The sequence below is a fragment of the Pseudomonas sp. NPDC089743 genome, from assembly GCF_044748785.1.
Lineage (GTDB): Bacteria > Pseudomonadota > Gammaproteobacteria > Pseudomonadales > Pseudomonadaceae > Aquipseudomonas > Aquipseudomonas putida_X.
The window spans coordinates 23,519-49,316 of sequence record NZ_JBIVGS010000014.1 but is presented as its reverse complement, the minus strand read 5'-3'; the positions used below and the strand labels follow the sequence as shown (position 1 = coordinate 49,316).

General features: G+C 62.6%; 26 protein-coding genes. 14 read left to right on the top strand and 12 right to left on the bottom strand.

Annotated features, from left to right (window positions below):
• Positions 1-2: 2 nt before the first annotated feature.
• A complete protein-coding gene (hmgA, locus tag ACIPZC_RS20670; protein WP_400629215.1) occupies positions 3-1,304 on the bottom strand; it encodes a homogentisate 1,2-dioxygenase in 1,302 nt (433 codons plus the stop codon).
• A 114-nt stretch (positions 1,305-1,418) separates the two neighbouring features.
• Here hmgA and ACIPZC_RS20665 point away from each other — a divergent pair, with 114 nt between their 5' ends.
• Positions 1,419-2,201, top strand: coding sequence for an IclR family transcriptional regulator (locus ACIPZC_RS20665; protein ID WP_241806565.1), 783 nt, complete (start codon positions 1,419-1,421; stop codon positions 2,199-2,201).
• Positions 2,202-2,444: 243 nt separating this feature from the next.
• Here the strand turns inward: ACIPZC_RS20665 and ACIPZC_RS20660 are convergent, their stop codons facing one another.
• The 3 genes from ACIPZC_RS20660 to ACIPZC_RS20650 form a co-directional block, all read right to left on the bottom strand.
• Entirely contained in the window at positions 2,445-3,356 is a 912-nt protein-coding gene (locus ACIPZC_RS20660) for an SDR family oxidoreductase (RefSeq protein WP_400629213.1), read from the bottom strand.
• Between the two features lie 112 nt (positions 3,357-3,468).
• Positions 3,469-4,377 (bottom strand): alpha/beta fold hydrolase, encoded by a 909-nt coding sequence (locus tag ACIPZC_RS20655; protein ID WP_400629211.1) that lies wholly within the window; start codon positions 4,375-4,377, stop codon positions 3,469-3,471.
• Between the two features lie 209 nt (positions 4,378-4,586).
• Positions 4,587-5,042, bottom strand: coding sequence for a flavodoxin (locus tag ACIPZC_RS20650; protein ID WP_241806562.1), 456 nt, complete (start codon positions 5,040-5,042; stop codon positions 4,587-4,589).
• A gap of 101 nt (positions 5,043-5,143) precedes the next feature.
• Here ACIPZC_RS20650 and ACIPZC_RS20645 point away from each other — a divergent pair, with 101 nt between their 5' ends.
• Together ACIPZC_RS20645 and ACIPZC_RS20640 are read left to right on the top strand one after the other, a co-directional pair.
• Positions 5,144-5,584: a PAS domain S-box protein gene (locus tag ACIPZC_RS20645; protein ID WP_241806561.1), complete on the top strand. Its 441-nt coding sequence runs from the start codon at positions 5,144-5,146 to the stop codon at positions 5,582-5,584.
• Positions 5,585-5,630: 46 nt separating this feature from the next.
• Positions 5,631-6,248: a hypothetical protein gene (locus ACIPZC_RS20640; RefSeq protein WP_400629208.1), complete on the top strand. Its 618-nt coding sequence runs from the start codon at positions 5,631-5,633 to the stop codon at positions 6,246-6,248.
• Here the strand turns inward: ACIPZC_RS20640 and ACIPZC_RS20635 are convergent.
• Positions 6,233-7,171 carry a MerR family transcriptional regulator gene (locus ACIPZC_RS20635; RefSeq protein ID WP_400629206.1) on the bottom strand — a complete coding sequence of 313 codons (939 nt, stop codon included), beginning with the start codon at positions 7,169-7,171 and terminating at the stop codon, positions 6,233-6,235. The genes ACIPZC_RS20640 and ACIPZC_RS20635 overlap by 16 nt on opposite strands.
• Positions 7,172-7,383: 212 nt before the next feature.
• Between ACIPZC_RS20635 and ACIPZC_RS20630 the strand changes: the two genes are divergently transcribed.
• From ACIPZC_RS20630 to ACIPZC_RS20615, 4 genes are all read left to right on the top strand, one after another.
• Entirely contained in the window at positions 7,384-7,944 is a 561-nt protein-coding gene (locus tag ACIPZC_RS20630; protein WP_400629204.1) for an antibiotic biosynthesis monooxygenase, read from the top strand.
• A gap of 77 nt (positions 7,945-8,021) precedes the next feature.
• Positions 8,022-8,714 carry a dihydromonapterin reductase gene (folM, locus tag ACIPZC_RS20625; protein ID WP_267820971.1) on the top strand — a complete coding sequence of 231 codons (693 nt, stop codon included), beginning with the start codon at positions 8,022-8,024 and terminating at the stop codon, positions 8,712-8,714.
• 9 nt (positions 8,715-8,723) lie between these two features.
• Positions 8,724-9,020, top strand: a complete 297-nt coding sequence (locus tag ACIPZC_RS20620; RefSeq protein WP_241806558.1) for a DUF1244 domain-containing protein — start codon at positions 8,724-8,726, stop codon at positions 9,018-9,020.
• Complete coding sequence (locus ACIPZC_RS20615; protein WP_241806557.1) at positions 9,013-9,354, top strand: HopJ type III effector protein; 342 nt, start codon at positions 9,013-9,015, stop codon at positions 9,352-9,354. Before ACIPZC_RS20620 ends, ACIPZC_RS20615 begins: the two co-directional genes overlap by 8 nt.
• A gap of 24 nt (positions 9,355-9,378) precedes the next feature.
• On the opposite strand, the gene ACIPZC_RS20610 is transcribed toward ACIPZC_RS20615, so the two are convergent.
• Positions 9,379-10,287, bottom strand: a complete 909-nt coding sequence (locus ACIPZC_RS20610; RefSeq protein WP_400629201.1) for an alpha/beta fold hydrolase — start codon at positions 10,285-10,287, stop codon at positions 9,379-9,381.
• Positions 10,288-10,374: 87 nt separating this feature from the next.
• On the bottom strand, positions 10,375-11,574 hold the full coding sequence (gene fabV / locus ACIPZC_RS20605) for an enoyl-ACP reductase FabV (RefSeq protein WP_400629199.1): 1,200 nt from the start codon (positions 11,572-11,574) through the stop codon (positions 10,375-10,377).
• A 322-nt stretch (positions 11,575-11,896) separates the two neighbouring features.
• Here fabV and ACIPZC_RS20600 point away from each other — a divergent pair, with 322 nt between their 5' ends.
• Positions 11,897-13,075, top strand: a complete 1,179-nt coding sequence (locus ACIPZC_RS20600) for an acetyl-CoA C-acetyltransferase (RefSeq protein WP_400629307.1) — start codon at positions 11,897-11,899, stop codon at positions 13,073-13,075.
• A 217-nt stretch (positions 13,076-13,292) separates the two neighbouring features.
• The gene (locus ACIPZC_RS20595; protein ID WP_400629197.1) at positions 13,293-14,804 is read left to right on the top strand and encodes a methylenetetrahydrofolate reductase C-terminal domain-containing protein; all 1,512 of its coding nucleotides are present in this window, start codon (positions 13,293-13,295) and stop codon (positions 14,802-14,804) included.
• Here the strand turns inward: ACIPZC_RS20595 and yjiA are convergent.
• The 3 genes from yjiA to ACIPZC_RS20580 form a co-directional block, all read right to left on the bottom strand.
• Entirely contained in the window at positions 14,740-15,717 is a 978-nt protein-coding gene (gene yjiA / locus ACIPZC_RS20590; RefSeq protein ID WP_400629195.1) for a GTPase, read from the bottom strand. The genes ACIPZC_RS20595 and yjiA overlap by 65 nt on opposite strands.
• Before the next feature lie 72 nt (positions 15,718-15,789).
• Positions 15,790-15,987 carry a YbdD/YjiX family protein gene (locus ACIPZC_RS20585; protein WP_008094130.1) on the bottom strand — a complete coding sequence of 66 codons (198 nt, stop codon included), beginning with the start codon at positions 15,985-15,987 and terminating at the stop codon, positions 15,790-15,792.
• 13 nt (positions 15,988-16,000) lie between these two features.
• Positions 16,001-18,067 (bottom strand): carbon starvation CstA family protein, encoded by a 2,067-nt coding sequence (locus tag ACIPZC_RS20580; RefSeq protein ID WP_400629193.1) that lies wholly within the window; start codon positions 18,065-18,067, stop codon positions 16,001-16,003.
• 412 nt (positions 18,068-18,479) lie between these two features.
• Between ACIPZC_RS20580 and ACIPZC_RS20575 the strand changes: the two genes are divergently transcribed.
• Both ACIPZC_RS20575 and ACIPZC_RS20570 read left to right on the top strand, forming a co-directional pair.
• Positions 18,480-18,845: a PilZ domain-containing protein gene (locus ACIPZC_RS20575; protein ID WP_012312725.1), complete on the top strand. Its 366-nt coding sequence runs from the start codon at positions 18,480-18,482 to the stop codon at positions 18,843-18,845.
• A 263-nt stretch (positions 18,846-19,108) separates the two neighbouring features.
• Positions 19,109-20,626 (top strand): nucleobase:cation symporter-2 family protein, encoded by a 1,518-nt coding sequence (locus ACIPZC_RS20570; RefSeq protein WP_400629190.1) that lies wholly within the window; start codon positions 19,109-19,111, stop codon positions 20,624-20,626.
• A 96-nt stretch (positions 20,627-20,722) separates the two neighbouring features.
• Here the strand turns inward: ACIPZC_RS20570 and radA are convergent, their stop codons facing one another.
• Positions 20,723-22,090: a DNA repair protein RadA gene (gene radA, locus ACIPZC_RS20565; protein WP_241806550.1), complete on the bottom strand. Its 1,368-nt coding sequence runs from the start codon at positions 22,088-22,090 to the stop codon at positions 20,723-20,725.
• A gap of 178 nt (positions 22,091-22,268) precedes the next feature.
• On the opposite strand from radA, the gene mscL reads away from it, so the two are divergent.
• Positions 22,269-22,688 (top strand): large-conductance mechanosensitive channel protein MscL, encoded by a 420-nt coding sequence (gene mscL / locus ACIPZC_RS20560; protein ID WP_267820948.1) that lies wholly within the window; start codon positions 22,269-22,271, stop codon positions 22,686-22,688.
• 166 nt (positions 22,689-22,854) lie between these two features.
• Here mscL and ACIPZC_RS20555 read toward each other — a convergent pair whose 3' ends face one another.
• A complete protein-coding gene (locus tag ACIPZC_RS20555) occupies positions 22,855-23,631 on the bottom strand; it encodes a ferredoxin--NADP reductase (protein ID WP_241806548.1) in 777 nt (258 codons plus the stop codon).
• A gap of 212 nt (positions 23,632-23,843) precedes the next feature.
• Here ACIPZC_RS20555 and ACIPZC_RS20550 point away from each other — a divergent pair, with 212 nt between their 5' ends.
• Positions 23,844-24,554 (top strand): autoinducer binding domain-containing protein, encoded by a 711-nt coding sequence (locus ACIPZC_RS20550; RefSeq protein WP_241806547.1) that lies wholly within the window; start codon positions 23,844-23,846, stop codon positions 24,552-24,554.
• A 93-nt stretch (positions 24,555-24,647) separates the two neighbouring features.
• Positions 24,648-25,772, top strand: coding sequence for a methyltransferase (locus ACIPZC_RS20545; protein WP_400629187.1), 1,125 nt, complete (start codon positions 24,648-24,650; stop codon positions 25,770-25,772).
• Positions 25,773-25,798: the final 26 nt, after the last annotated feature.

Sequence of the window (25,798 nt, the reverse complement as noted above, 5' to 3'; positions counted from 1 at the left end):
GGTTATCTCCGGTTCGGGTTGAAGGTGCTCGGCAAGGTGGCCCAGCAACTATCGTAGTCGGCCTGCAACTGCGGGCATTCGAGGGCCTGCAGGCTCGGGCGCAGCACCTGGCTGGTCTCGAACATGAAGGCCATGGTGTTGTCGATCTTGTGCGGCGCGAGGTCAGCGGCGATGGCTTTCTCGCAGGTCTCGGCATCGGGCCCGTGGGCGCTCATCACCCCGTGCAGCGACGCGCCGCCGGGCAGGAAACCTTCGGCCTTGGCATCGTAGGCACCGCTGATCAGCCCCATGAACTCGTTCATCAGGTTGCGGTGGAACCACGGTGGACGGAAAGTATTCTCGGCCACCATCCAGCGCGGTGGGAAAATCACGAAGTCCATGTTGGCCAGACCGTGCACGCTGGTCGGTGAAGTCAATACGGTGAAGATCGAAGGGTCGGGGTGATCGAAGCTGACCGTGCCGAGGGTGTTGAAACGGCGCAGGTCGTATTTGTAGGGCACGTTGCTGCCGTGCCAGGCCACCACGTCCAGTGGCGAATGCTGCAGCTCGCAGGCCCAGTGTTCGCCCAGGAACTTCTGCACCAGTTGCACCGGGCCTTGAGCCTCCTCGTAGTGCGCGACCGGGGCCAGGAAGTCTCGGGGGTTGGCCAGGCCATTGCTGCCGATCGGGCCCAGGTCCGGCAAGCGCAATGGCGCGCCGTGGTTCTCGGCAATGTAGCCACGGGCCTGGCCATCAGGCAGTTCGACGCGAAACTTCATGCCGCGCGGTATCACCGCGATCTCCTGCGGCTCGACCTCCAGCAGCCCCAGCTCAGTGGCGATGCGCAGGCGGCCCTGCTCCGGCACGATCAGCAGTTCACCGTCAGCATTGAAGAACACCCGATCCATCGAGCGGTTGGCGCAGTAGATGTAGACACTCACCCCCGCCGGTTTGTCCGCAGCCGAATTGGCTACCATCGGCAGCCAGCCTTCGATGAAGTCGGTTGCTTCAGCGGGGAGCGGTTGAGGGTTCCAACGCAGGCGATTGGGGGTGACGGCGCCCAGCGGCCCGTTCAGTGGCTGACGCGCCAGCCGTTCGAAGCGCGGGTGCAGGGCGGATGGGCGGATGCGATACAACCAGGTCCGGCGCAGTTCGCTGCGCGCCATGGTGAACGCCGTACCCGACAGCAGCTCGGCATACAGGCCATAGGGGGCCTTCTGCGGAGAATTCTGCCCGATGGGTAGGGCCCCGGGCAGTGCTTCACTGGCGAATTCATTGCCGAAGCCGCTCAGGTACTGAAGGTCGGGCGACGTGTCGCGGTTCATCGATGCCTCCGGATTTTATATTTATCGTAATCAGATTACGAATAACGTAATTTGCTCCGTGTCATGCGTCAAGCTATAAAGGCGCGACTCGACGAATCCGGAAACCCGTAACCCATGGCCAAAGCCAGCCCCCCCACCGACAACGGCAAGCAGAAGGTCCGCTCGGCGGAAGTCGGCACCGACATCCTCAAAGCCCTCGCCGAGCTCTCCCCGTCTACCTCCCTGTCGCGGTTGGCCGAGCACGTGCAGATGCCCGCGAGCAAAGTGCACCGTTACCTGCAAGCGCTCATTGCCAGTGGCTTTGCCGAACAGGATGCGGCCACCAACCACTACGGGCTGGGCCGCGAAGCATTGCGCGTGGGGTTGGCAGCGTTGGGTAGCATCGATGTGCTGAAGCTGGCGGCGCTGCCCTTGTCGCAGTTGCGCGACGAGCTCAACGAAAGCTGCTTCATCGCCGTGTGGGGCAATCAGGGAGCCACGGTGGTCAGCATCGAGCCTGCTGTGCGGGCGGTCACGGTGGTGACCCAGATCGGTTCGGTGCTGCCGCTGCTCAGTTCGTCAACCGGGCTGGTGTTTGCGGCCTATCTGCCTGAGCGCGAAACCCTGGAACTGCGCGACAAGGAACTTGCCGTGCTGCAGCAGAGCGCGGGCGATTACGAGCGGCTGCTGGCAGGCATTCGCGAACGGGGCCTGCACCATGTGCACGGTTTGCTGATGCCGGGCGTGGATGCGCTCTCGGCGCCCGTTTTCAATGCCATGGGGCAGATCGCTGCGGTGATGACCGTAGTCGGGCCGACCTCGATCTTTCACGCCGATGAACATGGGCCGGCGGCGCAGCGCCTGCTGGCAGCAGCGGGCAATACCAGCTGGCGCATGGGTTACTCGCCGAAGGCCTGAGCGGGGCGATGGCACTGTTGCCTGGAACGTAAAGGTGAATGTCGCAAGGGGCTATTTTTCCTGCCTGATCAAGCGCTTATTCTAGGATCACTGGCCGGCATGAAGGGCCCTCCCCCCGCCTTTCAGGCCTGCTAGGTTCACCGACGTTGATTTTGAAGCTCCTTGATCTGACGTCTCGATTGGCCGCTGCGCTTGCAGCGGCCTTTTTTATTTATAGGGCGTTTGGGGCGTGGCGGACGCACGCTACAGCGGATAGCGCTGCAGGTTCGCCATCATCTGCTGCAACGCCTGCAGGCTGTCCTGCGGGTGTACCGCGTCAGCGAAATCACCCATCTGGTTCCAGCTGTCGGCCACCTGCTCAGGGCTGAACCCTTCCCTCGGGTCGAAGCCGACACCCAGGCTACGCTCCCAGCGCACCTTGCCTATCCAGCCTCCGCCCACCTCGAACAGCTCACCGCTGCTCTGGCACTGCTCGCTGCCCAGGTAAACCACCAAGGGGCTGACCAGTTCAGGCTTGAGGCGCTCGAACACCTGCGCCGGGATCAGCCCTTCGGTCATGCGCGTGCCACCGGTGGGGGCGATGGCATTGACCAGCACGCCGTGCTTGCGCCCCTCGATGGCCAGGGTGCGGGTCAAGCCATACAACCCAAGCTTGGCCATGCCGTAATTGGCCTGGCCGAAGTTGCCATAAATACCAGAGGTCGAAGCGGTGAAGATCACCCGCCCCCAGTTCTGCTCGCGTAAATGGGGCCAGGCAGCCCGGGTAACCTTATAAGCGCCCTCGACATGGACCCGGTAGACCTGATCCCAGTCACTGTCGTCCATCTTGTGGAAGGTCTTGTCGCGCAGGATGCCGGCATTGTTGACCAGCACATCGACCCGACCAAAGCTGTCCAGCGCCTGTTCGACGATGCGTGCGCCGTCACTGACGGAGTCGTGGTTGGCCACGGCCATGCCTCCCGCGGCGCGGATCTGCTCGACAACCCGGTCAGCCGCCGAAGCACTGGCACCTTCCCCATGGGTAGAGCCACCAAGATCGTTGACCACCACCTTGGCGCCACGCGCGGCGAACAGCAGGGCATGGGCGCGGCCCAAGCCACCACCGGCTCCGGTGACGATCACTACACGGTCTTGCAGACGTACCGGCTCGCTCATGCTCCTGGCTCCAGATAGGTTGAAGGCTCGAGTGTCCACCAGCCTCTGCCGGCGGACAATCAAGCTCACTCAGGCTGAATGCCAGGCGATAACGCGCAACGATGTCAGTCGCTCAGGACCAGGCCACTTTTTGCGGGACGTAGCGCAGCGGCTGTTCGCGAAACGCCAGATAATGGCGCAGTACCTGCACAGGGGCTTCGGTGTGCGGGTAATGGCCTATGCCTTGCAATTGCACGATGTCCGGGTTGGGCACCAGTTGCCCGTAACGCTCGACCATCTGCGCGCCGCTCAGCGGATCGACCACACCGTTGATCAAGCGCAGCGGCACGCCGTCACGCTGCAGCGCCCCCACCCAGCGCTCGCGATGCAGCCTGCGCTCGGTCACGAAACCTACCAGCTTGTGCAGGATGCGAGTGCCGCTGTTGGCCGCGATCAGGCTCCAGAAATCATCCAGTGCGCTTTCGCTGGGGTGAGTGCACGGCCCGTAGACCTGGCTGACGTTGCGCACCAGGTCGTCGCGCCCGAACGAGCGCGCCACCAGCCAACCCAGGCGGCTGAGCAGCAGTTTCTGTATCAACAGTACCCGGCAGCTTTCAGGAAACAGACCGCTGTTGAGAAACACGCAACTGGCGATGTCCGCACCCTGCTGTTCATGGTGCCGCGCCAGCAACTCCTGGGCCACACTGCCGCCGTAATCGTGTGCCAGCAGGTGCACGGGCTGGTCGACCTTGAGGTGGGCCAGCAACGCCTGCTGCAGGTCGGCTTGCTCGATCAGGCTGTAGCCATGGTTGAGCGGCTTGGCCGAATCGCCAAAGCCGAGCATGTCGCAGGCGATGACGCGAAAGCGCTGGGCCAGCGGCGCCCAGAGGTAATGCCAATCCCAACTTGCGGTCGGGAATCCATGCAACAGCAGCAGAGGCTCTCCTTGCCCTGCGGTCCAGTAGCTTATGCTCTGGCCCCGGAATGAAAATTTCTGACTCCGGGTACGCCAGACGCACAATGGTATCTCGGCCAAAGGCATCAGATTCGTCCCGGTATGCAACGGTTGTGGTGGTTATAGGGCAAGGCTGCGTTCATTGCATGTCACCTCGGCACATACATGTGCTCTCTATGTCGAGGCTGAGTCTAGTCAGCCACCAACTCGGTGAAACTTGCGTTGACAGCCAGCTTGATGACCGAGCGAGTCAGTGGCACGAACGGTCATGGCCCATGGGCGTCGCCACTACAGCCTCAAGCCTCCAGGGCCTGGGCAAATGCCGCCAACCACGGTTCGGCGTCAGTCTCCGGGGTTACTGTCTCGCTGGCATCGAGCGTGAGCATCGGCTGCACTTCACGCACACCCAGTTCGGCGAACAACTCTCGCATCTGCTCACCACCGCCGCAGTAAGTATCGCCATAACTGGAATCGCCCAGCGCGATGACCGCCCCCGGCAGGCCACGCCAGGCAGCGGGCAGGGTGTCGCGGATGCTGCTGTACAGCGGCATGAGGTTGTCCGGCAGCTCACCCATGCCGGTGGTGGAGGTCACTGCCAGCAAGGCTTCTGGGGCAAAGCCTTCGAGATCCTGCTGGGTGGCGCGGGCTGCGTGCCAGGCGTCATGGCCTGCAGCTTTGAGCAGCGACTCGGCGTGACGGGCAACTTCTTCGGCAGTACCGTACACGGAGCCGGAAATTATGGCGATTTTCATCGGGAGATGGATTCCGAAACTGAGTGAAAACGTAGGATACTAGCATCCGACGGTGGCAAAAGGCCGCCTACCCCTACGCCCTCTTGCCTACTGGCCCGGACATGATCAACGCACAACTGCTGCAATCGATGGTCGATGCGTCCAACGACGGCATCGTGGTAGCCGAACAGGAAGGCGATGACACCATTCTGATCTACGTCAACCCGGCGTTCGAGCGCCTGACCGGCTACAGCCGCGACGAGATTCTTTACCAGGACTGCCGTTTTCTGCAGGCCGATGACCGCGACCAGCTTGCCCGTGCACGCATTCGCAAGGCGCTGGCCGACGGCCGCCCCTGCCGCGAGGTACTGCGCAACTACCGCAAGGACGGCAGCGCCTTCTGGAACGAGTTGTCGATCACGCCGGTGACATGCGATGCCGATAACCGCACGTATTTCATCGGCATCCAGAAAGATGTCAGCCGCCAGGTCGAACTGGAGCGTGAACTGGCGCAGATGCACGTTCGTCGGGATTTCGACGAGCGCCCGGAACCAAGCGCCTAAGGCAGGGTCAATCCCGTTGAAGAAGTCGCCAACTCCGAGCTTGATCATGCACGCCAATGCGCTTTTGACCCAGGACGAACTGGATTTCATCCAGGACATGCAGCATTCCCCGCAATTGAACCAGACCGACCCGATGTCGAGCCTGCTGGTCAATGGCGATCGGCGCATCCAATCGTTGCTGGCTCGCCTGGTAGCCAACGAGCAAGTGACCCTGCAGGCCCAGTTCAACAACCAGCAGATCAATTTCCCCCTGCAACTGGTGGAGGACGAGTTCCACGCCGTGCATCTGCAGATCGGTTCGCCGGAAATCTACGAAGACGGCCCGATGCTGCGCCCTTGGCGCCTGTCGATGGACCTGCCCACTGCGCTGCTGGATGGGCAGGGCAAGGTCAGCGGGCTGTTCGTGCGCGAGATATCTTTCAAAGGGGCGCTGCTGGAAATTCGCGGCCTGCCTGAAGCGCCTTCACGCTTCGACCTGCGCTTCGCGCCAGCGGGCATCCCGGCTATCACACTGCACGGCAGGCTACGCCGGCGTATCGGCTCGGATCTCGCTGCCTACGACCTCAGCCGCAGCCTGGCGCAAGAAACCGAGCGCTTGCGTGAATACATTCTGCAGGCCCATCGTCAGGCCCACCCGGAGCTGCACGCTCAGCTGTCGAGCTGACCGGCCAGGTATTGCCGCAGGCGCCGCCGCATCACGCTCACCTCTGCCCCCAAGCACGCCACCGGGCTGCCCGCCAGGCTTTCCTGGGCCAATTCGGCAGCTTCCCCCGCCAGTACCAATGGACACTCGAGCCCAACAGCCATCCGGCTCAAGCGCTTGCTCAGCTCAGCGGTGGGCGCCTGGTTGGAGAACAGCACCAAAGCGTCGGGCCTGAGCTTTGCAGAGACGACTGCCAACTCATCCAGCGGTTGCCCAGGCGCCAACAGCGTCACGCCGATATCATCGCTGCACAACAGCAGGCCGGTGACCAGCAGCTCCAGCTCCAGGCACTGCCCCGATAGCGGCGCCAGAAGCACGCAGCGGCTGTGCTGCCGACGCGTGAGTTGCAGGCGCGAGAACACTCGGGCACGCAAAAACTGATCGAGGAACAGCCACTCGCTGGCCTGGCCGAACGCACCTTGACCCGCCGCCAGGTCATGCCAGACGGGCATGAATACATCAGCGAAAACCTGGTCCTGGCTGATGCAGGCAAACACCTGGTCGAACAACCGATCAAGGCTTGCGGCATCGAAGCGTTGCACTGCCTCGCGCACTTGCGCCTGCCAGCGCAGGGCAGAGTCGGCTGCGAACGCGTCACTCGCGCTCGCCTGATCACGCGCCAGAATACTGCCTACCTTGCTGACCGCCACGCCGCGCTCGAGCCACCCGAGGATGCGCCGGATATCGTCGATGTCCGCCAGCGAATACAGGCGGTGGCCGCTGTCGGTGCGGGTTGGCTGGATCAGCCCATAGCGCCGCTCCCAGGCACGCAGGGTCACGACATTGACCCCGGTGAGCCGGGAAACTTCACGTATGGGGAACAGGTCCTGATGCTGCAGGCCTGCTTCGACTTCCGCTGTAAGTCCCTGATTGTCGATCTGCACTGAATGACCTGTGCGCAATAAATTGGAGGTGCAGTCTACTACGGGAGGAAAGATCGCAGGTTACCCAGCCACAGCAGCAGGCAGTTGCCAATGACGTTCAATCAGCCATAATCCGCGCCCGATTCTTGCATAGACGCTTGTGTCGCCCACCACCCCGGGCCACACAGCCAAGGGGCCGGCTACCCGCCAGCCCCGTCGCCAGGAGATACACGATGTCTACCCCACCCGTCACCCTGATGGTGTCGCGCCGCGCCGCCCACGGCCGCTACCAGGACCTGCTGGCTTGGCTGCACGAAGGCGAGCAGCTGGCCACCGACTTCCCCGGCTACCTCGGTTCGGGCATCCTCGCGCCGCCCCACGACAGCGATGAATTCCAGATCATTTTCCGCTTCAGCGACGAGCCCACCCTGCACGCCTGGGAGCATTCGGCGTCGCGCCGCGCCTGGCTGCAGCGCGGCAACGGCCTGTTCGAGCGCCCCAAAGAGAGGCGCGTCAGCGGCATCGATGACTGGTTTGGCAGCAATACAGTGCAAAAACCACCCCGTTGGAAACAGGCGGTAGCGATCTGGTTGGCATTCTTTCCCGTGTCGCTGTTGTTCAACGTGCTGTTCGGCCACTGGCTGAACGCACTGGAACTGCTGCCGCGGGTGATGCTCAGCACCTTGGCACTCACGCCACTGATGGTGTACCTGTTCATCCCGCTCTCCACCCGCCTGCTGGCCAGCTGGCTGCATGCTTCGCCTGCCTCTGGCGCCGCTCTGCGCAGCCGCTGAGGCGAGGCCGCACACGAGGGAAACAGTTCGGGTATGCTGGGCGGCAACGACAGGAAAGACAAGTTGACCGCCCGCACATGAACAGCCCAATTCTCGTTACCGGAGCCAGCCAGCGCGTCGGGCTGGCCTTGGCCCTCGAGCTGGCAGAGGCCGGCCATACCGTGGTCAGTGCCAGCCGCAGCGTGCAGCCCCAGCCTGCGCACCCGAACATCGTGCAGTTCCAGGCCGACCTTTGCCTGGCGGCCGAACGCCAGGCGCTGATCGACTACCTGCAGCAGCACTACGATGGCCTGCGCGCGATCATCCACAATGCCTCCTTGTGGCTCGACGATGGCCTGGACAACCTGCAGACCATGTTCCGCCTCCACGTCGAGGCGCCCTACCACCTGAACCTGGCGCTGGGTGATTTGCTGAACAAGGTCGACAAGGCCGATATCATCCACATCTGCGACGAAACGTCCTCGCGTGGCAGCAAGAGCCATATCGGCTACGCCGCCACCAAGGCAGCGCTGCAGAACATGGTGCTGTCGTTTGCCGAAAAATATGCGCCCAAGGTGCACGTCAACGGTATCCTGCCCGGGCTGCTGATCCTCAAGGAAGGGGGCGACGAAGCCTATCGCCAGCAGACCCTGAAAAAGGCCCTGCTGGAATTCGAACCCGGCCCAGGCCCGCTGATCGAGACGGTCAAATACCTGCTCGACAGCCAATACAGCACCGGCAGCCAGGTGGTCATCAACGGTGGCCGCCACCTGAAGAATCGCATGATTTGAGAGAACCCCATGACAGCGCAAGAACAACTCGAACTCGAGGCCGCCGCCTTCCGGCGCCTGGTCGCACACCTGCAGAACCGCACCGACGTGCAGAACATCGACCTGATGAACCTTTCCGGTTTCTGCCGCAACTGCCTGTCCAAGTGGTACAAGGCCGCGGCCGACGAACGCCAGGTCGACATCAGCCTGGATGACGCCCGTGAAGCGGTGTATGGCATGCCCTACGCCGAATGGAAAAGCCAGTACCAGAAAGAAGCCAGCGCCGACCAGCAAGCGGCGTTTGAAAAAGGAAAACCTCGTGACTGATCTGAACACCCTGCGCGCCAGCCTGGCCAGCGGCGAACACGCCTTTGCCGACACCTTGGCGTTCATCGCCGCCAACTACAGCTACCAACCACAGGCCTTCACCAACGGTGGCGTGGAAAACGCCGCCGGGCAGAACGAAGGCTCGTGCAAGACGCTGGGCCTGGCCCTGCTGGAGGGGCTGAGCGACCAGGAGGCGTTGCTGGCCTTCGGCGAACACTACCGCGACGTGGTGGCCACGCCCCAAGGCACCGACCATGGCAACATCCGTGCGCTGATCTCGCATGGCCTGGCGGGGGTGAAATTCACCGCGCAGCCGCTTTCGCGCAACGCCTGATATTGCCGGGCCGGGCAGGCCGCATCAGCTGATGACCTGCCCTGGCCCACCGGCCGGCAACCCGCCGCGCTGCACCCACGCCAGCGCAATCGGCCACAGGCTCTCGCGGAACCGGTCATGGAAGAACGCGAAGTGACCAATCTCCTCGACCGCGATATCCGCAGGGGCGATCCGCAGATGCCGACGCTCTGCGCCCTGCAGATAACCTAGCAATCGCTCCGTAGCGGCCACCGTGCCAAACGGGTCATCGGTCAGGCTGATCGCCAAGGTTGCAGCCCGCACCTGAGCAAACGGCACATGCTGCAACTGGCGCCCGCTGGGCCTTTGCTCGTAGCGTGCAGTAGCGGTAGTCCAGTCCTGCACCACACCTGCAGGCGTGTCTTCCATCCAGCCCAGGCGCTTGCCGGGGAAGTAACCGAACACGCGGGTCAGCAAGGGCATCGCCACGTGCCACTTGCCAAACAGCCGCCATCGCTGATCGGCTGCGTAGTCGCGCCAATAGGCGAACTGCGCCCCAACCATCAGCACCCGCCTGATCCGCCCGGCAGACGGCGCCAGCCCCACGGCGCAACCACCGAAGCTGTGCCCCACGACATCCACCGGCTGGCAGGGAAATGCCTGGCTGGCGTGCACCAGCATCGCTTCGAAATCCAGCCTGCCCCAGTCGCTCCAGGAGGCCTGGAACCCACGCAAGGAAGGCGGCCGGGATTCGCCGATGCCGCGGTAGTCGTAGGTCAACACATCGCAGCCTTGGGCGAACAGGTAATCGGCAAAGCGGGTGTAGTAGCGGCAGCGCACGGACGTGGCGGCGTTGATGATCACCAGCGGGCGCTGGGGATTGGCTTGGGCGTGGCGCCAGCAGAAACCACCAAGGCTATAGCCGTCGGCTGTGGTCTGGCGAAAAGGCGTGGCCGGCTGGGTGAGGCTGCTCATGGCGCGCTTCCTGTTGTCGTGCGCCAACGCTAGCAAAAAATTCGGGACTGTACCGGCCCTTTCGCGGGGCCGGTACAAGCCAAGGGCTTACAGCTCGACGCAGTCGAACTTCACCTCGGTGGCCACATCTTCGTCGTAGTTGACGTCAGCGCGCTCGAAACCGAACAGGTTGAGGAACTGCTTCTTGTAACCGGCGTAGTCGGTCAGTTCGAACAGGTTCTCGGTGGTCACTTGCGGCCACAGGGCCTTGCAGGCGCCCTGCACGTCTTCGCGCAGTTCCCAGTCGTCCAGGCGCAGGCGGCCCTTCTCGTCCAGCTCCGCCGGGGCGCCGTCAGCACGGTACATACGGTCACGGAACATGCGGTCCAGCTGGTCCTGGGTGCCCTCGTGAACGCCCTTCTCCTGCATGATCTTGAAGACCATCGACAGGTACAGCGGCATCACCGGAATGGCCGAACTGGCCTGGGTGACCACCGACTTGAGCACCGCCACGTTGGCGCTGCCACCGACCTTGCCGGCCAGGCGCTGGGCGGTTTCGTCCAGGTCCTGCTTGGCCTTGCCCAGGGCGCCATGCCAGTAGATCGGCCAGGTGATGTCGCTACCGATGTAGCTGAAGGCTACGGTGCGAGCCTGTGGCGCCAGCACGCCAGCGGCGTTCAGGGCATCGATCCACAGCTCCCAGTCCTGGCCGCCCATGACCGTGACGGTGTCTGCGATTTCCTGCTCGGTGGCCGGCTCGATGCTGGCCTCGATGATGGTGTCCTTGTTGGTGTCGATGGCGGTCGACTTGTACGGCTGGCCGATCGGCTTGAGGGCGGAGCGGATCACTTCGCCGGTCTGCGGCAGCTTGCGCACGGGCGAGGCCAGGGAGTAGATGACCAGGTCGACCTGACCGCCCATTTCGTTCTTGATCAGCTCGATGACCTTGGCGCGTGCTTCATCGGAAAAAGCGTCACCGTTGATCGACTTGCTGTACAGGCCCTCGGCCTTGGCGAACTTGTCGAAGGCAGCAGCGTTGTACCAGCCGGCAGTGCCAGCCTTGGTCTCGGTGCCTGGCTTCTCGAAGAATACGCCCAGCGTATCGGCCTTGAAGCCGAAGGCTGCGGTAATGCGTGCCGCCAGGCCGTAGCCGCTGGATGCACCAATGACCAGGACCTTCTTCGGGCCATCCTCGCGCACGCCCAGCTTGCGGGTGGCTTCGATCTGGTCACGGACGTTCAGCTCGCAGCCCTTGGGGTGGGTCGTGGTGCAGATGAAACCGCGAACCTTAGGATGAATGATGGCCAATGTCTGTACCTCGTCAGGTTTATGCCGGGGAAGCGCCGCCTCGGGCGATTCCGATTGATCAGAGGGTGAGACTACCCCCACAGGTTATCCGACACATATTACGGGGTGATCAGAGGGATGCAAAACGATGCGCCCCCGGCAAGCCCTCATGCGCTGGCAAGAACCGGTGGCAACTACCCAGAACCGGACACCCGTTCCGGTGCCATTCATTGGGTTTTCACATCAATGGCAAAGAAAAACAAACTTAACAAATGAGCCAAACCCGCCGAAGCTGGTGGCCCTGCGCCCGCTGGGCGACCACCTGCACACGGAGAACAACAAGATGAACGATGTGGTCATCGTCGCCGCAACCCGTACCGCCATCGGCAGCTTCCAGGGCGCTCTGGCCAACGTGCCTGCAGTAGACCTGGGCGCTGCCGTGATCAAGCGCCTGCTGGAGCAGACCGGCCTGGACCCGGCTCAGGTCGATGAGGTGATCCTCGGCCAGGTACTCACCGCCGGCGCCGGGCAGAACCCCGCCCGCCAGGCGGCGATCAAGGCCGGCCTGCCCTTCAGCGTGCCGGCACTGACCCTGAACAAAGTCTGCGGCTCGGGCCTGAAGGCCTTGCACCTGGCAGCCCAGGCCATCCGTTGCGGTGACGCCGAGGTAGTGATCGCCGGAGGCCAGGAAAACATGAGCCTGGCCCCCTACGTGATGCCGTCGGCGCGTACCGGCCAGCGCATGGGCCATGGCCAGTTGGTCGACAGCATGATCAGTGACGGGCTGTGGGATGCCTTCAACGATTACCACATGGGCATTACGGCCGAGAACCTGGTGGAAAAGTACGGTATCAGCCGTGAACAGCAGGATGCGTTCGCTGCCCAGTCGCAGCGCAAGGCGGTGGCTGCCATCGATGCCGGCCGCTTCAAGGACGAGATCACACCCATTGTGATGCCGCAGAAAAAAGGTGACCCCAAGGTCTTCGATCGTGACGAGCAGCCACGCCCTGACACCACCGCCGACTCCTTGGCCAAGCTGCGCCCGGCCTTCAAGAAAGACGGCAGCGTCACCGCTGGCAACGCTTCCAGCCTCAACGACGGCGCTGCTGCGGTGCTGCTGATGAGTGCAGGCAAGGCTAAAGCCCTTGGCCTGCCGGTATTGGCCAGGATTGCCGGCTACGCCAGTGCCGGGGTGGACCCGGCGATCATGGGTATTGGCCCTGTGTCAGCGACCCAGCGCTGCCTGGACAAGGCTGGGTGGCAATTGGGCGAGCTTGACCTGATCGAGGCCAACGAAGCCTTCGCTGCCCAGGCGCTGGCGGTGGGCAAGGCGCTGGAGTGGGATGCCGAGCGGGTCAACGTCAACGGCGGGGCGATTGCCCTTGGCCATCCGATCGGTGCTTCGGGGTGCCGGGTGCTGGTGACCTTGCTGCATGAAATGATCAAGCGCGACGTCAGGAAGGGGTTGGCCACGCTGTGCATCGGTGGCGGTCAGGGGGTCGCTTTAGCGATCGAGCGTTGAACCTGGGTCAAGGCCCGAGGTTTTTCCAGGCCGCCGAAATCGGTGGCCACCCACTTCTGACCCGCTCGTAGGGTTCAATGCCATTTATTGGCCTATGGCTGATGATGGAAGGCATCGAGCACGTCTCGTTCAGAGCAACCTCGTACGCTTCCAGACATGCCCGCGCCTGAGACGCGTCGCACAATGCTTCCCTGACAAATCCAGGTGCCCCACTGCCATGAGCCTGCTTAAATCGGCGCTGCGCGATAAAACCTTCGTCTGCGTCATGGAATTCGTGCCCAAGCCGTCGGCCGAACGCTTCGCTGCGATGGAGGCGATCATGGCCCGTGGGCACTTGTGCGGCTGGCCAATGACCGTGGCCATCGGCGACCGTGTCGGTAGCCCGCTGGACCTCTCGCCATTGGACGCCCTGTCCAGCTTCAGTAAACCGGTCCCTGCCCTGCCGCACTTTTCTGGCAAGGACCGTGAACGCCATGACCTGCTGGCGCAACTGAAAAGCATGGACGCCGCCGGTCTCGACCAACTGCTGCTACTGACCGGCGATCGCCTGTCCGGCCACCAGCCAGGCGAGCGCCCAGTGCGCTATCTGGAGTCGGTCGCCGCACTACAAATTACACGCGAGGCCTGCCCCCACTGGCTGCTGGGGGCTGCACTCAACCCCTTCAAATACCGTGAGGAAGAAGGCGGTGCGCAGTACCTCAAGGCGCAGAAGAAGCTCGCTGCGGGCGCCGACTTCCTCACCCTGCAATTGGGTTTCGATGCCAGCAAGCATCTGGAGGCCATGCAGTGGATGGGCCGTCAGGCCGAACCCAAGCCTCTGCTGGCCTGCCTGATGAGCCTGAGCCATGGCCGTGCCGCGATGCTCGAGCATGTCGCTGGCGTTACCGTCTCGCCGTCGATGCGCGACATGCTCGAGGCTGAAGCGGCCGTCTCCAAAGCCTACGCCCAGGCACGCAGCGTCGATCGCCTGGCCCTGCAGATCATTGGCGTAAAGTCGATGGGGTATGCCGGGGTGCACCTTTCCGGGGTGCACGAGCTCAAGCAACTGCTCGCCCTTGAGGCGCGTATCCAGGACTGGCAAGCGCGTATCCATTCACAGGCACAGTGGGCAACGGCCTGGGCCGAGAGCTGGCAGATGCCAGGCCTGCCGGCGGTGACCTTCCACCCACCACAAGCAGCCTGGCGCCACGGCCAGTCGCAGGTCAGCGCAACCGCCAGGGAGAAACTGCGTTATCACCTGTTGCATGGGTTTCATGCCCTGTTGTTCAGCCGTAACAACTGGCTGAGCAAGGCCTTTGGCTGGGCCGTGCGCCGGCCGCTGTGGGCCAGCGACAACGGCGCCCGCTGGCTGCACAGCCTGGAACGCAGCGTGAAGCGCCCGTTGCTGGGCTGCGACACCTGTGGCCGGTGCCGCCTGGAAGACACGTTGTACGTCTGCCCTGAAACCTGCCCCAAGGGCCTGGCCAATGGCCCCTGTGGCGGTACTGCGTTGAACCGCTGCGAGTTCGGCGACCGCGAGTGCATCCACAGCGTCAAATATCGCATTGCCAAAGCCGTGCAGCAGACCGAGGTGCTCGCCGAGCGGCTGATCCCCTGCATCGAGGTACACACGCGTCACCGCAGCTCATGGCCGCAGTGGTTCGCCCCCCAGGCGCCTGGCCGGCTCAGCCCGCGGCCAAAGCTTCGAAACCCGCCCGAATCTTCGCCTCAGGCAGTTCATCGGCAATGAATACCATCACGCTTTCGCGCGTTTCGCCTTCGGCCCACTCGGCGTCCCAATCGAAACCGTAGAGTTTGAGCACGCCCTGGAATACCAGGCGACGGTCTTCTCCGGCAATGTTGAGCACACCCTTATAGCGCAGCAGTTGCTTGCCGTGCGTCTCGAGCAACTCGTTCATGAAGTCGCTGAGGCGGTCGATGTCCAGAGGGACCTCGGTACGCAGCACCAGGGTCGAGATGCGGTCAGGTGTGGTGGGTCTGAACACTGGGCGCAGGGTTGGCCTGAGGTTGGCGCCCAGGTCAGGGTTGAGGTTGAACCCGCGCACATCGAGCAGTTCGGCCAGGTCGATACGGCCATGCTCGACCACGCGCATCGCTGCACGGCCATTGATACGTGCCAGGCGCTCGCGCAGCGCCTCCACCACCGCCGGCTCGACCAGGTCGGTCTTGCTCAGCAACAGGCGGTCGGCGAAGCCCACCTGGGCCTGCGCGATGGTCTGGGTCAGATGCAAGTCGGCATGAGCCGCATCGACCAGGGTAATGATGCCATCGAGGATATAGCGGTCGCGCAGTTCCTCTTCGACGAAGAAGGTCTGCGCCACCGGCGCGGGATCGGCCAGGCCGGTGCATTCGATCACCAGGCGATCGAAAGCGATCTCCCCGGCATCCAGGCGCTCGAGCAGCAGAAACAGGGCACGGGTCAGGTCGCCGTGAATGCTGCAGCATACACAGCCGTTGGCCAGGGTCATGACCTGCACCGGCTCGTCACCCAGCAGCTGGCTGTCGATGCCTGCCTCGCTGAACTCGTTCTCGATCACAGCGATTTTCAGGCCGTGCTCGGCTTTTAGCATGTGCTTGAGCAACGTGGTCTTGCCGGCACCGAGAAAACCGGTGAGCACGGTTACGGGAATGGGCGTCTGCACGCAGAAATCTCCTGAAGCTGAAAATGACTGTGGGAGCCCACAGGCTCCCACAGGTTCACGCAGTGTGCCAAATCAGCAGCACTTCGGGCCAGACTTGCCACCGTAGCGGGCTTCCTGGCGTTCCCGGAAGAACGCCTCGTAGCTCATCACCGGCTTGTCCGGGTGCTTGGTCTGCATGTGCTCGACATAGTTGTCGTAGTCGGGCATGCCGACCATCAGGCGGGCAGCCTGCCCCAGGTATTTACCCAGTCGACCCAGGTCGTTGAACATCGCAGCATTCCTCTCAAGCGTCAGGCAGTGCCTGGAACGGGGTTTCCTTGTCGGTGCGTTCCTTGCGACCGAGGGCGGCGTAACCGACCTTGACCGCAAAGAACAGCACACTGAACACCACAACCAGGAACAACACGGTGAGCCCGGCGTTGGTGTAGGCGTTGTAGATCACATGCTGCATCTGCCCGATGTCCTTGGCTGGGGCCAGCACCTGACCGGCATCCAGGGCGGTGCTGTACTTCTCGGCCAGGGCCAGGAAGCCAACCGCAGGGTTCGGGTCGAACAGCTTGATCAGCCCTGCAGTGGTTGTGCAGATCAGCAGCCACACCGCTGGCAGCAAGGTGACCCACATGTAGCGCTGGCGCTTCATCTTGATCAACACCACGGTGCCGAGCATCAGGGCGATACCGGCCAACATCTGGTTGGAGATGCCGAACAGTGGCCACAGGGTGTTGATGCCACCCAGCGGGTCGATCACGCCCTGATACAGCAGGTAACCCCAAAGCGCCACGCAGCCGGCCGTGCCGATCAGGTTGGCGGTCCACGACTCGGTACGCTTGAGCGCCGGTACGAAGCTGCCCAGAAGGTCCTGCAGCATGAAGCGGCCGGCACGGGTACCGGCGTCCACTGCGGTCAGGATGAACAGGGCTTCGAACAGGATCGCGAAGTGGTACCAGAAGGCCATGGTGTTTTCACCCGGCAGCACCTGGTGCAGGATCTGCGCAATACCCACCGCCAGCGTCGGCGCACCCCCGGCACGGGCCAGGACGGTGTGCTCGCCGATGTCGCGGGCTACGGCCTCAAGCTGCTCGGGGGTGATGAGGAACCCCCAACTGCTGACCGTCTGGGCCACCGACACGACGTCGGTACCGACCACTGCGGCCGGGCTGTTCATGGCGAAATAAACGCCTGGCTCGATGACCGAGGCGGCGACCATGGCCATGATGGCGACGAACGACTCCATCAGCATGCCGCCGTAGCCGATGTAGCGGGCGTTGGTTTCGTTGTCCAGCAGCTTCGGCGTGGTCCCCGAGGAAATCAGCGCGTGGAAGCCGGACACCGCACCACAGGCGATGGTGATGAACAGGAACGGGAACAGTGTGCCCTTCCACACCGGGCCTGTGCCGTCGGTGAACTGGGTCAGCGCAGGCATTTTCAGCTCTGGCGCGATGATCAGGATACCGATGGCAAGGCCGAGGATGGTGCCGATCTTGAGGAAGGTCGACAGGTAGTCACGCGGCGCCAGCACCAGCCAAACAGGCAGCACGGCGGCGACGAAGCCGTAACCCACCAGCATCCAGGTGATCTGCACGCCGGTGAAGGTGAACGCCGGGCCCCAGACCGGATCCGCGGCAATCTGGCCCCCCAGCCAGATCGACGCCAGCAGCAGGACCACGCCGACGACCGAAATCTCGCCGATACGCCCCGGGCGGATGTAGCGCATGTAGATGCCCATGAACATCGCGATCGGGATGGTCGCCATCACCGTGAACATGCCCCATGGGCTTTCAGCCAGGGCCTTGACCACGATCAGCGCCAGCACCGCGAGGATGATGATCATGATCAGGAAGCAGCCGAAAAGGGCGATGGTGCCTGGGATGCGGCCCATCTCCTCGCGCACCATGTCGCCCAGCGAGCGGCCGTTGCGGCGGGTGGACAGGAACAGGACCATGAAGTCCTGCACCGCACCGGCCAGCACCACACCGGCGATCAGCCAGAGCGTGCCGGGCAGGTAGCCCATTTGCGCAGCGAGCACGGGACCGACCAGGGGGCCGGCGCCAGCGATGGCGGCGAAGTGGTGACCGAAAAGAATGTGTTTGTTGGTCGGGACGTAGTCCAGACCGTCGTTGTTGAGCACCGCAGGGGTCGCTCGGCGTGGGTCGAGTTGCATCACCTTGGTGGCGATGAACAGGCTGTAGTAACGGTAGGCGACCAGGTAGATGGCCACTGCCGCGACCACGATCCACAAGGCATTGATCGCCTCGCCTCGACGCAGGGCGACCACACCCAGCGCACAAGCCCCGATGACCGCCAGCGCCAGCCACGGGATGTGGCGTAGCAGGCTGTTATTGTTGTTCATGGCATGCTTCCAGCTAAGTGGTTGGAATAGACAGCCCCTTGAGTCTAGGGCTTGCTTGAAGGGTTTACCATCCCGAATTGGCATGTAGCCACCGGCGAGCACAGGCTCTAGAACGCAGCTACCCGCACCACCTCATGCCTGGGAGGCAAGCCGCGCCCTGGCAGGCCTGTCATTTTTGCCAGTTGTTCAGGAAAGGGGCATCGGCGTTCAATGATCAGACAACTCGATTGCCCTTGGACGACAGACGATTGTTGCATCTGTCACGCTGAAATCGTGCAGGTGCTCAACCTCGATTTCGTTGCCGAATAAAGGTGCAGCCAGGTGACTCGGCCATATGTCATCCGGGCCACCCGTCATCCGGCAGCAGTGCCCGTGGCTGGTCTATAGTCAGTGCTAATGACGAGGGCCCGCCATGACCACTCCTTCCGACGATCGCCGGCGCTTCCAGCGCATTGATTTCGACGCCCCCACCGAACTGCGCCAGGGCGATCGCCGCTGGCCGGTCAAACTGCTCGATCTTTCGCTCAAGGGCCTGTTGATCGAGCGCCCTGAGCCGTGGAACGCCGACCTCACGCAGGATTTCGATGCGATCATCCAGCTGGACCCTCACACACGTGTGCAGATGCAAGTGGAGCTGCGCCATGAAGAGGCGAAGCGGCTGGGGTTCATTTGCCTGTACATCGACATCGATTCGATGAGCCATTTGCACCGTCTTGTGGAATTGAACGTGGCCGACAGCACCGAAATGATGCGCGAGCTGCGTCAACTCATCGAATAATGGGATCTCTTAGCTAGCTAATAGCTTTCCCACCTTGTGTTTCTTGTCTACCCAGACAGCTTTCAAGCTGGGTATCACCACGTTGTACACACCCCTCTAACACCGTATTCAACGAGTTGGTACGCGATCTGCATTGTGTTCTTGCACACCCTGCAAGCCTGCTTGTTCGCGCTCCAATCAAAATATTGTATACAATTCTTGTGGCAATCATTTGTAGGAAGTGTCTACAGTAGCGGCACAACAATAAACAGTGAGCCTGCTCAATGACTACGTCCCCTAGCACGTCTCCCGCCAAGCGCCCCGAGGACGAAAACCTCGGCCTTGGAGCCAACTTGGCTTATGGCCTTCAGCATGTGCTGACCATGTATGGAGGGATCGTCGCAGTACCGCTGATCCTTGGGCAGGCTGCGGGCCTGAACGGTGCCGAGATAGGCATGCTTATCGCGGCCTCGCTGTTTGCCGGAGGCCTGGCAACGCTGCTGCAAACGCTCGGCCTGCCATTCTTTGGATGCCAGCTGCCGTTGGTGCAGGGCGTATCGTTCGCTGGCGTGGCAACCATGGGGGCGATTCTCAGCAGCCAGGACGGTGGTGGCTTGCCAGGCGTGCTGGGTGCAGTCATGGCGGCATCGCTGATCGGCTTTCTGATCACCCCGATGTTCTCGCGCATTACCAAGTTCTTCCCGCCGCTGGTCACCGGCATCGTCATCACCACCATCGGCCTGACGCTGATGCCGGTGGCCGCACGCTGGGTGATGGGCGGCAACAGTGCTTCGCCGGAATTCGGCAGCATGGCCAACATCGGCCTGGCAGCGCTGACCTTCGCCATCGTGCTGCTGCTGAGCAAACTGGGCAACGCGACCATTTCGCGCCTTTCGATTCTGTTGGCCATGGTGTGCGGCACCCTGATTGCCTGGGCGCTGGGCATGACCGACTTCAGCAAAGTCGCCGAAGGCCCGATGTTTGCCTTCCCCACCCCTTTCCACTTCGGCATGCCGACTTTCCACATCGCGGCAATCCTGTCGATGTGCATCGTGATCATGGTGACCCTGGTGGAAACCTCGGCCGACATCCTGGCCGTAGGTGAAATCATCGATACCAAGGTCGACTCCAAGCGCCTGGGTAATGGCCTGCGCGCCGACATGGCCTCCAGCATCCTGGCACCGGTGTTCGGCTCGTTCACTCAGAGCGCCTTTGCCCAGAACGTAGGCCTGGTGGCCGTGACCGGGGTCAAGAGCCGCTACGTGGTGGCCACCGGTGGCGTGATCCTGGTGGTGCTGGGCCTGCTGCCGGTGATGGGCCGGGTGATCGCAGCAGTGCCGACGCCGGTACTGGGCGGCGCAGGCATCGTGCTGTTCGGCACTGTGGCTGCCAGCGGCATCCGCACCCTGTCCAAGGTCAACTACAAGAACAACGTCAACCTGATCATCGTCGCCGCTTCGCTGGGCTTTGGCATGATCCCGATTGCCGCGCCGAACTTCTACCACCACTTCCCGAACTGGTTCGAGACCATCTTCCACTCCGGCATCAGCTCGGCAGCGATCATGGCCATCGTGCTGAACCTGATCTTCAACCATTTCACGGCAGGCAATTCGGACCAGCAGTCAGTATTCGCCGCCGGCTACGAGCGCACCATCCAGTACTCGGACATCTCTGCGCTGCGCGATGGCGACTACTTCAAGGAAGGCAAGCTGTTCGACGCCGAGGGTAATGAGGTGCCGGTGCTGGAGCAGGACGAGCATGGCAATACGGCGCCCAGGCGAACGCCGGTAGCCGAGCACTGACCGCTGACTGAGCGGTAAAGCAGGGGGAGCCGATGCGCATCGTCGGCTCCCCCTTTTTGTTTGCCTGCAGCGGCCCACGGACTACCCGCAAGCGGGTTACTCGAACAAGGCGTCCAAGGCCTGCTCCAGCCGGGTCACGGCGATCACTTGCAAGCCGGCCGGTGATTCCTTCGGCGCGTTGCCCTTGGGCACGATGGCCCGCTTGAAGCCGTGTTTCGCTGCTTCTTTGAGGCGCTCCTGCCCACTGGGAACCGGCCGCACCTCGCCCGACAAACCGATCTCGCCAAATACCAGCAGCCCATGGGCCAACGGCCGGTTGCGCAGGCTGGACATGACCGCAGCCAACAAGGCCAGATCCGAAGCGGTTTCAAGGACCTTCACGCCGCCGACGACATTGAGAAACACGTCCTGGTCATGGGTGGGGATGCCACCATGGCGGTGCAGCACCGCCAGCAACATGGCCAAGCGGTTCTGATCCAGGCCCAGGGTGACACGCCGCGGGTTGGCCAGGTGGCTGTCATCGACCAGCGCCTGTACCTCTACCAGCATCGGCCGGGTACCTTCCCAGGTGGCCATGACCACGCTACCTGGTACTTCTTCCTGAGCCCGGTTGAGGAAGATCGCCGATGGGTTGGACACCTCTTTGAGCCCACGGTCGGTCATCCCGAAGACGCCCAGTTCATTGACCGCACCGAAGCGATTCTTCACCGCACGCAGCAAGCGCAAGCGGCCGTCGGACTCACCCTCGAAATACAACACGGTGTCGACCATGTGCTCCAGCACCCGCGGCCCCGCCAGCGAGCCTTCCTTGGTGACGTGGCCGACCAGGAAGATCGCCGTACCGCTCTGTTTGGCGTAGCGCACCAGCAGAGCCGCACTTTCGCGCACCTGGGCGACACCGCCGGGCGCGGATTGCAATTGCTCGGTGAAGATGGTCTGGATCGAATCGATGACCATGACCCGGGGCTTTTCCTGACGAGCCGTGGCGATGATCGTTTCGATACACGTCTCGGTCATCACCTTGAGTTGGTCCTGGGGCAGCCCCAGGCGGCGTGAGCGCATGGCCACCTGCTGCTGCGATTCTTCGCCGGTGACATACAGTGCCGGCATGCCAACGGCAATGTTGCACAAGGTCTGCAGCAGGATGGTCGATTTGCCGATGCCCGGATCACCACCGATCAACACCACCGAGCCATCGACCAGGCCGCCACCGAGCACGCGATCGAGTTCGGTGCTGCTGGTGGTGAAGCGTGGAATCTCCTCGACGCTGACTTCGGCCAGGGTCTTGATCTGCGCCTGCTGCCCGGTCCAGCCGGCGCGACCGCTGGGTGGCGCTGCGCCACCGCTCTCGATCATGGTTTCGACCAGGGTGTTCCAGGCCCCGCATTCGCCACACTGGCCGGCCCATTTGGGAAAGGTAGCGCCGCACTCGGTGCAGCCATACAAGCGCTTGGCCTTGGCCATGGGCAGGGTCTCCTGGAAAAAGTGGCCATGATAGCCGACGCAGAGCGGTCTTGATCGCGTCTGGATGCGACAAAACTATTCTTGCCCGGAGCAGTCATTACCCCTGAGCGGCAAGCATCAAGCGTTTTGCTGGTTTACACTGGGTTGACGCCACCATTTGTTATAAGGGATATCGAACATGGGAATGATCAGTGAGTTCAAGGCCTTCGCGGTCAAGGGAAATGTCGTCGACATGGCGGTCGGTATCATTATCGGCGCGGCGTTCGGCAAGATCGTCTCCTCCTTCGTCGGCGACGTCATCATGCCCCCGCTGGGGCTGCTGATCGGGGGCGTGGACTTCAGTGATCTGGCGATTACCTTGAAGGCAGCTGAAGGTGACGTACCGGCCGTGGTGCTGGCCTACGGCAAGTTCATCCAGACCGTGATCGACTTCGTGATCGTGGCATTCGCCATCTTCATGGGTGTGAAGGCAATCAACCGCCTGAAGCGCGAAGAGGCCGTGGCGCCAAGCGCTCCGCCAACACCCACCCCTCAGGAAACGCTGCTGACCGAGATCCGGGATTTGCTCAAATCCCAGAACCAGAATCGCCTGCCCTGAGGAGCGGCAAGCGGCAAGCTGCAAGCGGCAAGAGAAAAGCCGCTCAGCGCAACGCTCGCAGCTTGTAGCTTGCAGCTTGTAGCTCGCAGCTTGTAGCTCGCAGCTCGCAGCTCGCAGCTTGCAGCTTGCAGCTTGCAGCTTGTAGCTTGTAGCTTGCAGCTTGCAGCTACCAGTAATTCTCCACGGCCACCTGGCCAGGCCGCTTGCTCAAGCTCAACTGCAAGTCACGCGCCTTGAGCACCTTGCGGGTCTCATCGATCATTTGCGGGTTGCCGCAAAGCATGACCCGTGAGTGCTCGGGCGACAGTTCGAGCCCCGCCGCTTTTTCCAGCTCGCCGTTCTCGATCAACGTGGTGATACGCGCATTCAACGCACCCGGATGCTGCTCACGGGTAACCACCGGGATGAATTGCAGCTTGCCTGCAAACTCCGCCAGGTAATCACGCTGTTCAAGCCCGGCAATGTCATCCACATAGGCCAACTCCTTGGCCTCGCGTACCGAATACACCAGCTTGATGCTGTCGAAACGCTCCCAGGCCTCGAAGTCCTGCAAGATCGACATAAAAGGCGCAATGCCAGTACCGGTCGCCAACAGCCACAGGTCACGGCCACCGACGAAACGGTCAAGGGTCAGGTAGCCAAACGCCTGACGGTCGATCAGCAGGGTATCACCCTCGCCGAGGCGGCTGAGCTCGCTGGTGAACTCCCCGCCCGGCACCACGATGGAAAAGAAGTCGAGATACTCGTCATGCGGCGCACTGACCATCGAATAGGCACGCCAGACCACGCTGCCATCGGCTTTGGTCACGCCAAGCCGAGCGAATTGCCCGGCCCGGAAGCGAAAGCCCGGGTCGCGAGTCACCCGCAGGCTGAACAGGCCAGGCGTCAGTGGCTGGACGTCCAGCAGGGTCTGGCGGGTAAACTTTTCGGCACTGGCGGTCATGACGGGCTCCGTGAATAGCGTACGCACAGTGTCGCGCAAAGCGGCCAGGATAAAAACCGTTCGATTGTAAGGGCACAGACGACCACTCAGCCGTTTCCATGGGCAGATGAGACCTCTTTAACAAAAAAAACCCAACATGCCACTCGGTCTTTTCCTACAATTGTTCCGGTATGCAAACGGATTGAGTCCTCAGGACGCGAGGGAGGGGGCCAATGCCTCACTGGAATCACGAGCATTTACATCGCCTGGTCACTGAAAGCACGCCCCAGAAGGTATTCGACCTTGCAGTACACCTGGCACAGGACCTGGGCATGGAGTTCATGGGGCTCAAGCTGCGCATTCAACTTGCGGCCCAGGCCCCCAGGCTGTACCTGTACAGCAACTACCCGCTGGCCTGGATCGAGCGCTATCAGCGCGATGAGTTCTACAAGCAGGACCCGGCAGCAGCACTGAGCCACACCTCGACCGGGCCGGTACTGTGGACCGATGAGTTGTATCGTGAAGCTCCGGACTTTCGTGAGCAGGCCTGCAAACATGGCCTGCGCCACGGCTGGACTCAGTCGCTGCACGACCTCCGGCACAACGAGACACAGCTCAGTGTGGCAAGGCCCTGTGGCGAGATCGACATCCACGAACTGTACGACAAGGCCGGCCAGGTGCAATGGCTTTGCCACACGCTGCATGACACCATTTGCGAGCACCACCTGGGCAAATTGAGTTCGCCACTGAAGATGAGCGATCGCGAACTCGAGGTGCTGAAGTGGTCGGCCGCCGGCAAGACTGCAGCCGACGTTGCCTGCATTCTGTCCCTGTCGCTCAGCACGGTGAACTTCCATATCCGCAGCGTGATCACCAAGACCAACGCCTCCAACAAGGCCGGCGCCGTCGCCATTGCGATGATGCGGGGCCTGATCGACCAGTAGCCCAGCCTGCGACCCGCTGCAAAGCCCTGTAGAATCGCGTACCAAAGCTCGTGACGATCCGTCTCGGGCAGATCCGTGCCCGAGCCAGATGCCATGCCCCTGTTGATCACACCCTATGCCGAACTCGACCTGATCCGCCACCCGGACCAGGCCAACGACCCGTTGCAGGCCTTTGACGCCGCCGATGAATACCTGCTCGAGCAACTGCACGCTCAGCCACTGGCTGCCGGGAGCAGCGTGCTGGTCCTCAATGACAGTTTCGGCGCGCTGGCCGTCAGCCTGGTCGACCACGTGCCAGTGGTCAGCAGCGGTGATTCGCACCTGGCCCGCATGGCCCTGGAAAAAAACCTCGCGCGCAACGGCAAGGCTTTCGACAGCGTACCTTTCGTGCCCGCCAGCGAGCATTGGCAGGGGCACTTCGATCGCGTGCTGGTCCGTGTGCCTAAAACCCTTGCACTGCTCGAAGAGCAACTGATCCGCTTGCAAGGCCATCTGGCGCCCGGCGCCCAGGTCATCGCTGCGGCCATGATCAAACACTTGCCTAGGGCTGCGGGTGAACTGCTGGAGAAGTACATCGGCCCGGTCCAGGCTTCGCTGGCGCAAAAAAAAGCGCGCTTGCTGACGGCCACCTTCAGCGAGCGCCCAGCCGCACGCTCCCCCTACCCGACCCGCTACCGCCTCGAGGCCCCGGCGCTCGAACTGCTCAACCATGCCAACGTATTCTGCCGCGACGGCCTGGACATCGGCACACGGGCCTTCCTCCCCCACCTGCCACAGGGCCTGGGCAATGCCCGTGTCGCCGACCTGGGTTGCGGCAACGGTGTGCTGGCCATCGCCAGCGCGCTGGCCAACCCCCAGGCGCACTACACACTGGTGGATGAATCGTACATGGCGGTGCAGTCGGCGCAGGAAAACTGGCAGGCGGCGCTGGGCGATCGCGCGGTGACGGTGCAGGCAGGCGATGGCCTGGCCGGGCTGGAAAAGCAATCGCTGGAGGTGGTGCTGTGCAACCCGCCGTTCCACCAACAGCAGGTGGTGGGCGACTTCCTTGCCTGGCGCATGTTCCAACAGGCGCGTGAGGCATTGGTGGTTGGCGGTGCGTTGTACATCGTCGGCAATCGCCACTTGGGCTATCACAGCAAATTGGCGCGCCTGTTCCGGGGGGTTGAACAGGTGGCCGCGACACCGAAGTTCGTGATCCTCAAAGCCCGCAAATGAAGCCGGGGCCGCGCAGTGCGGCCCCG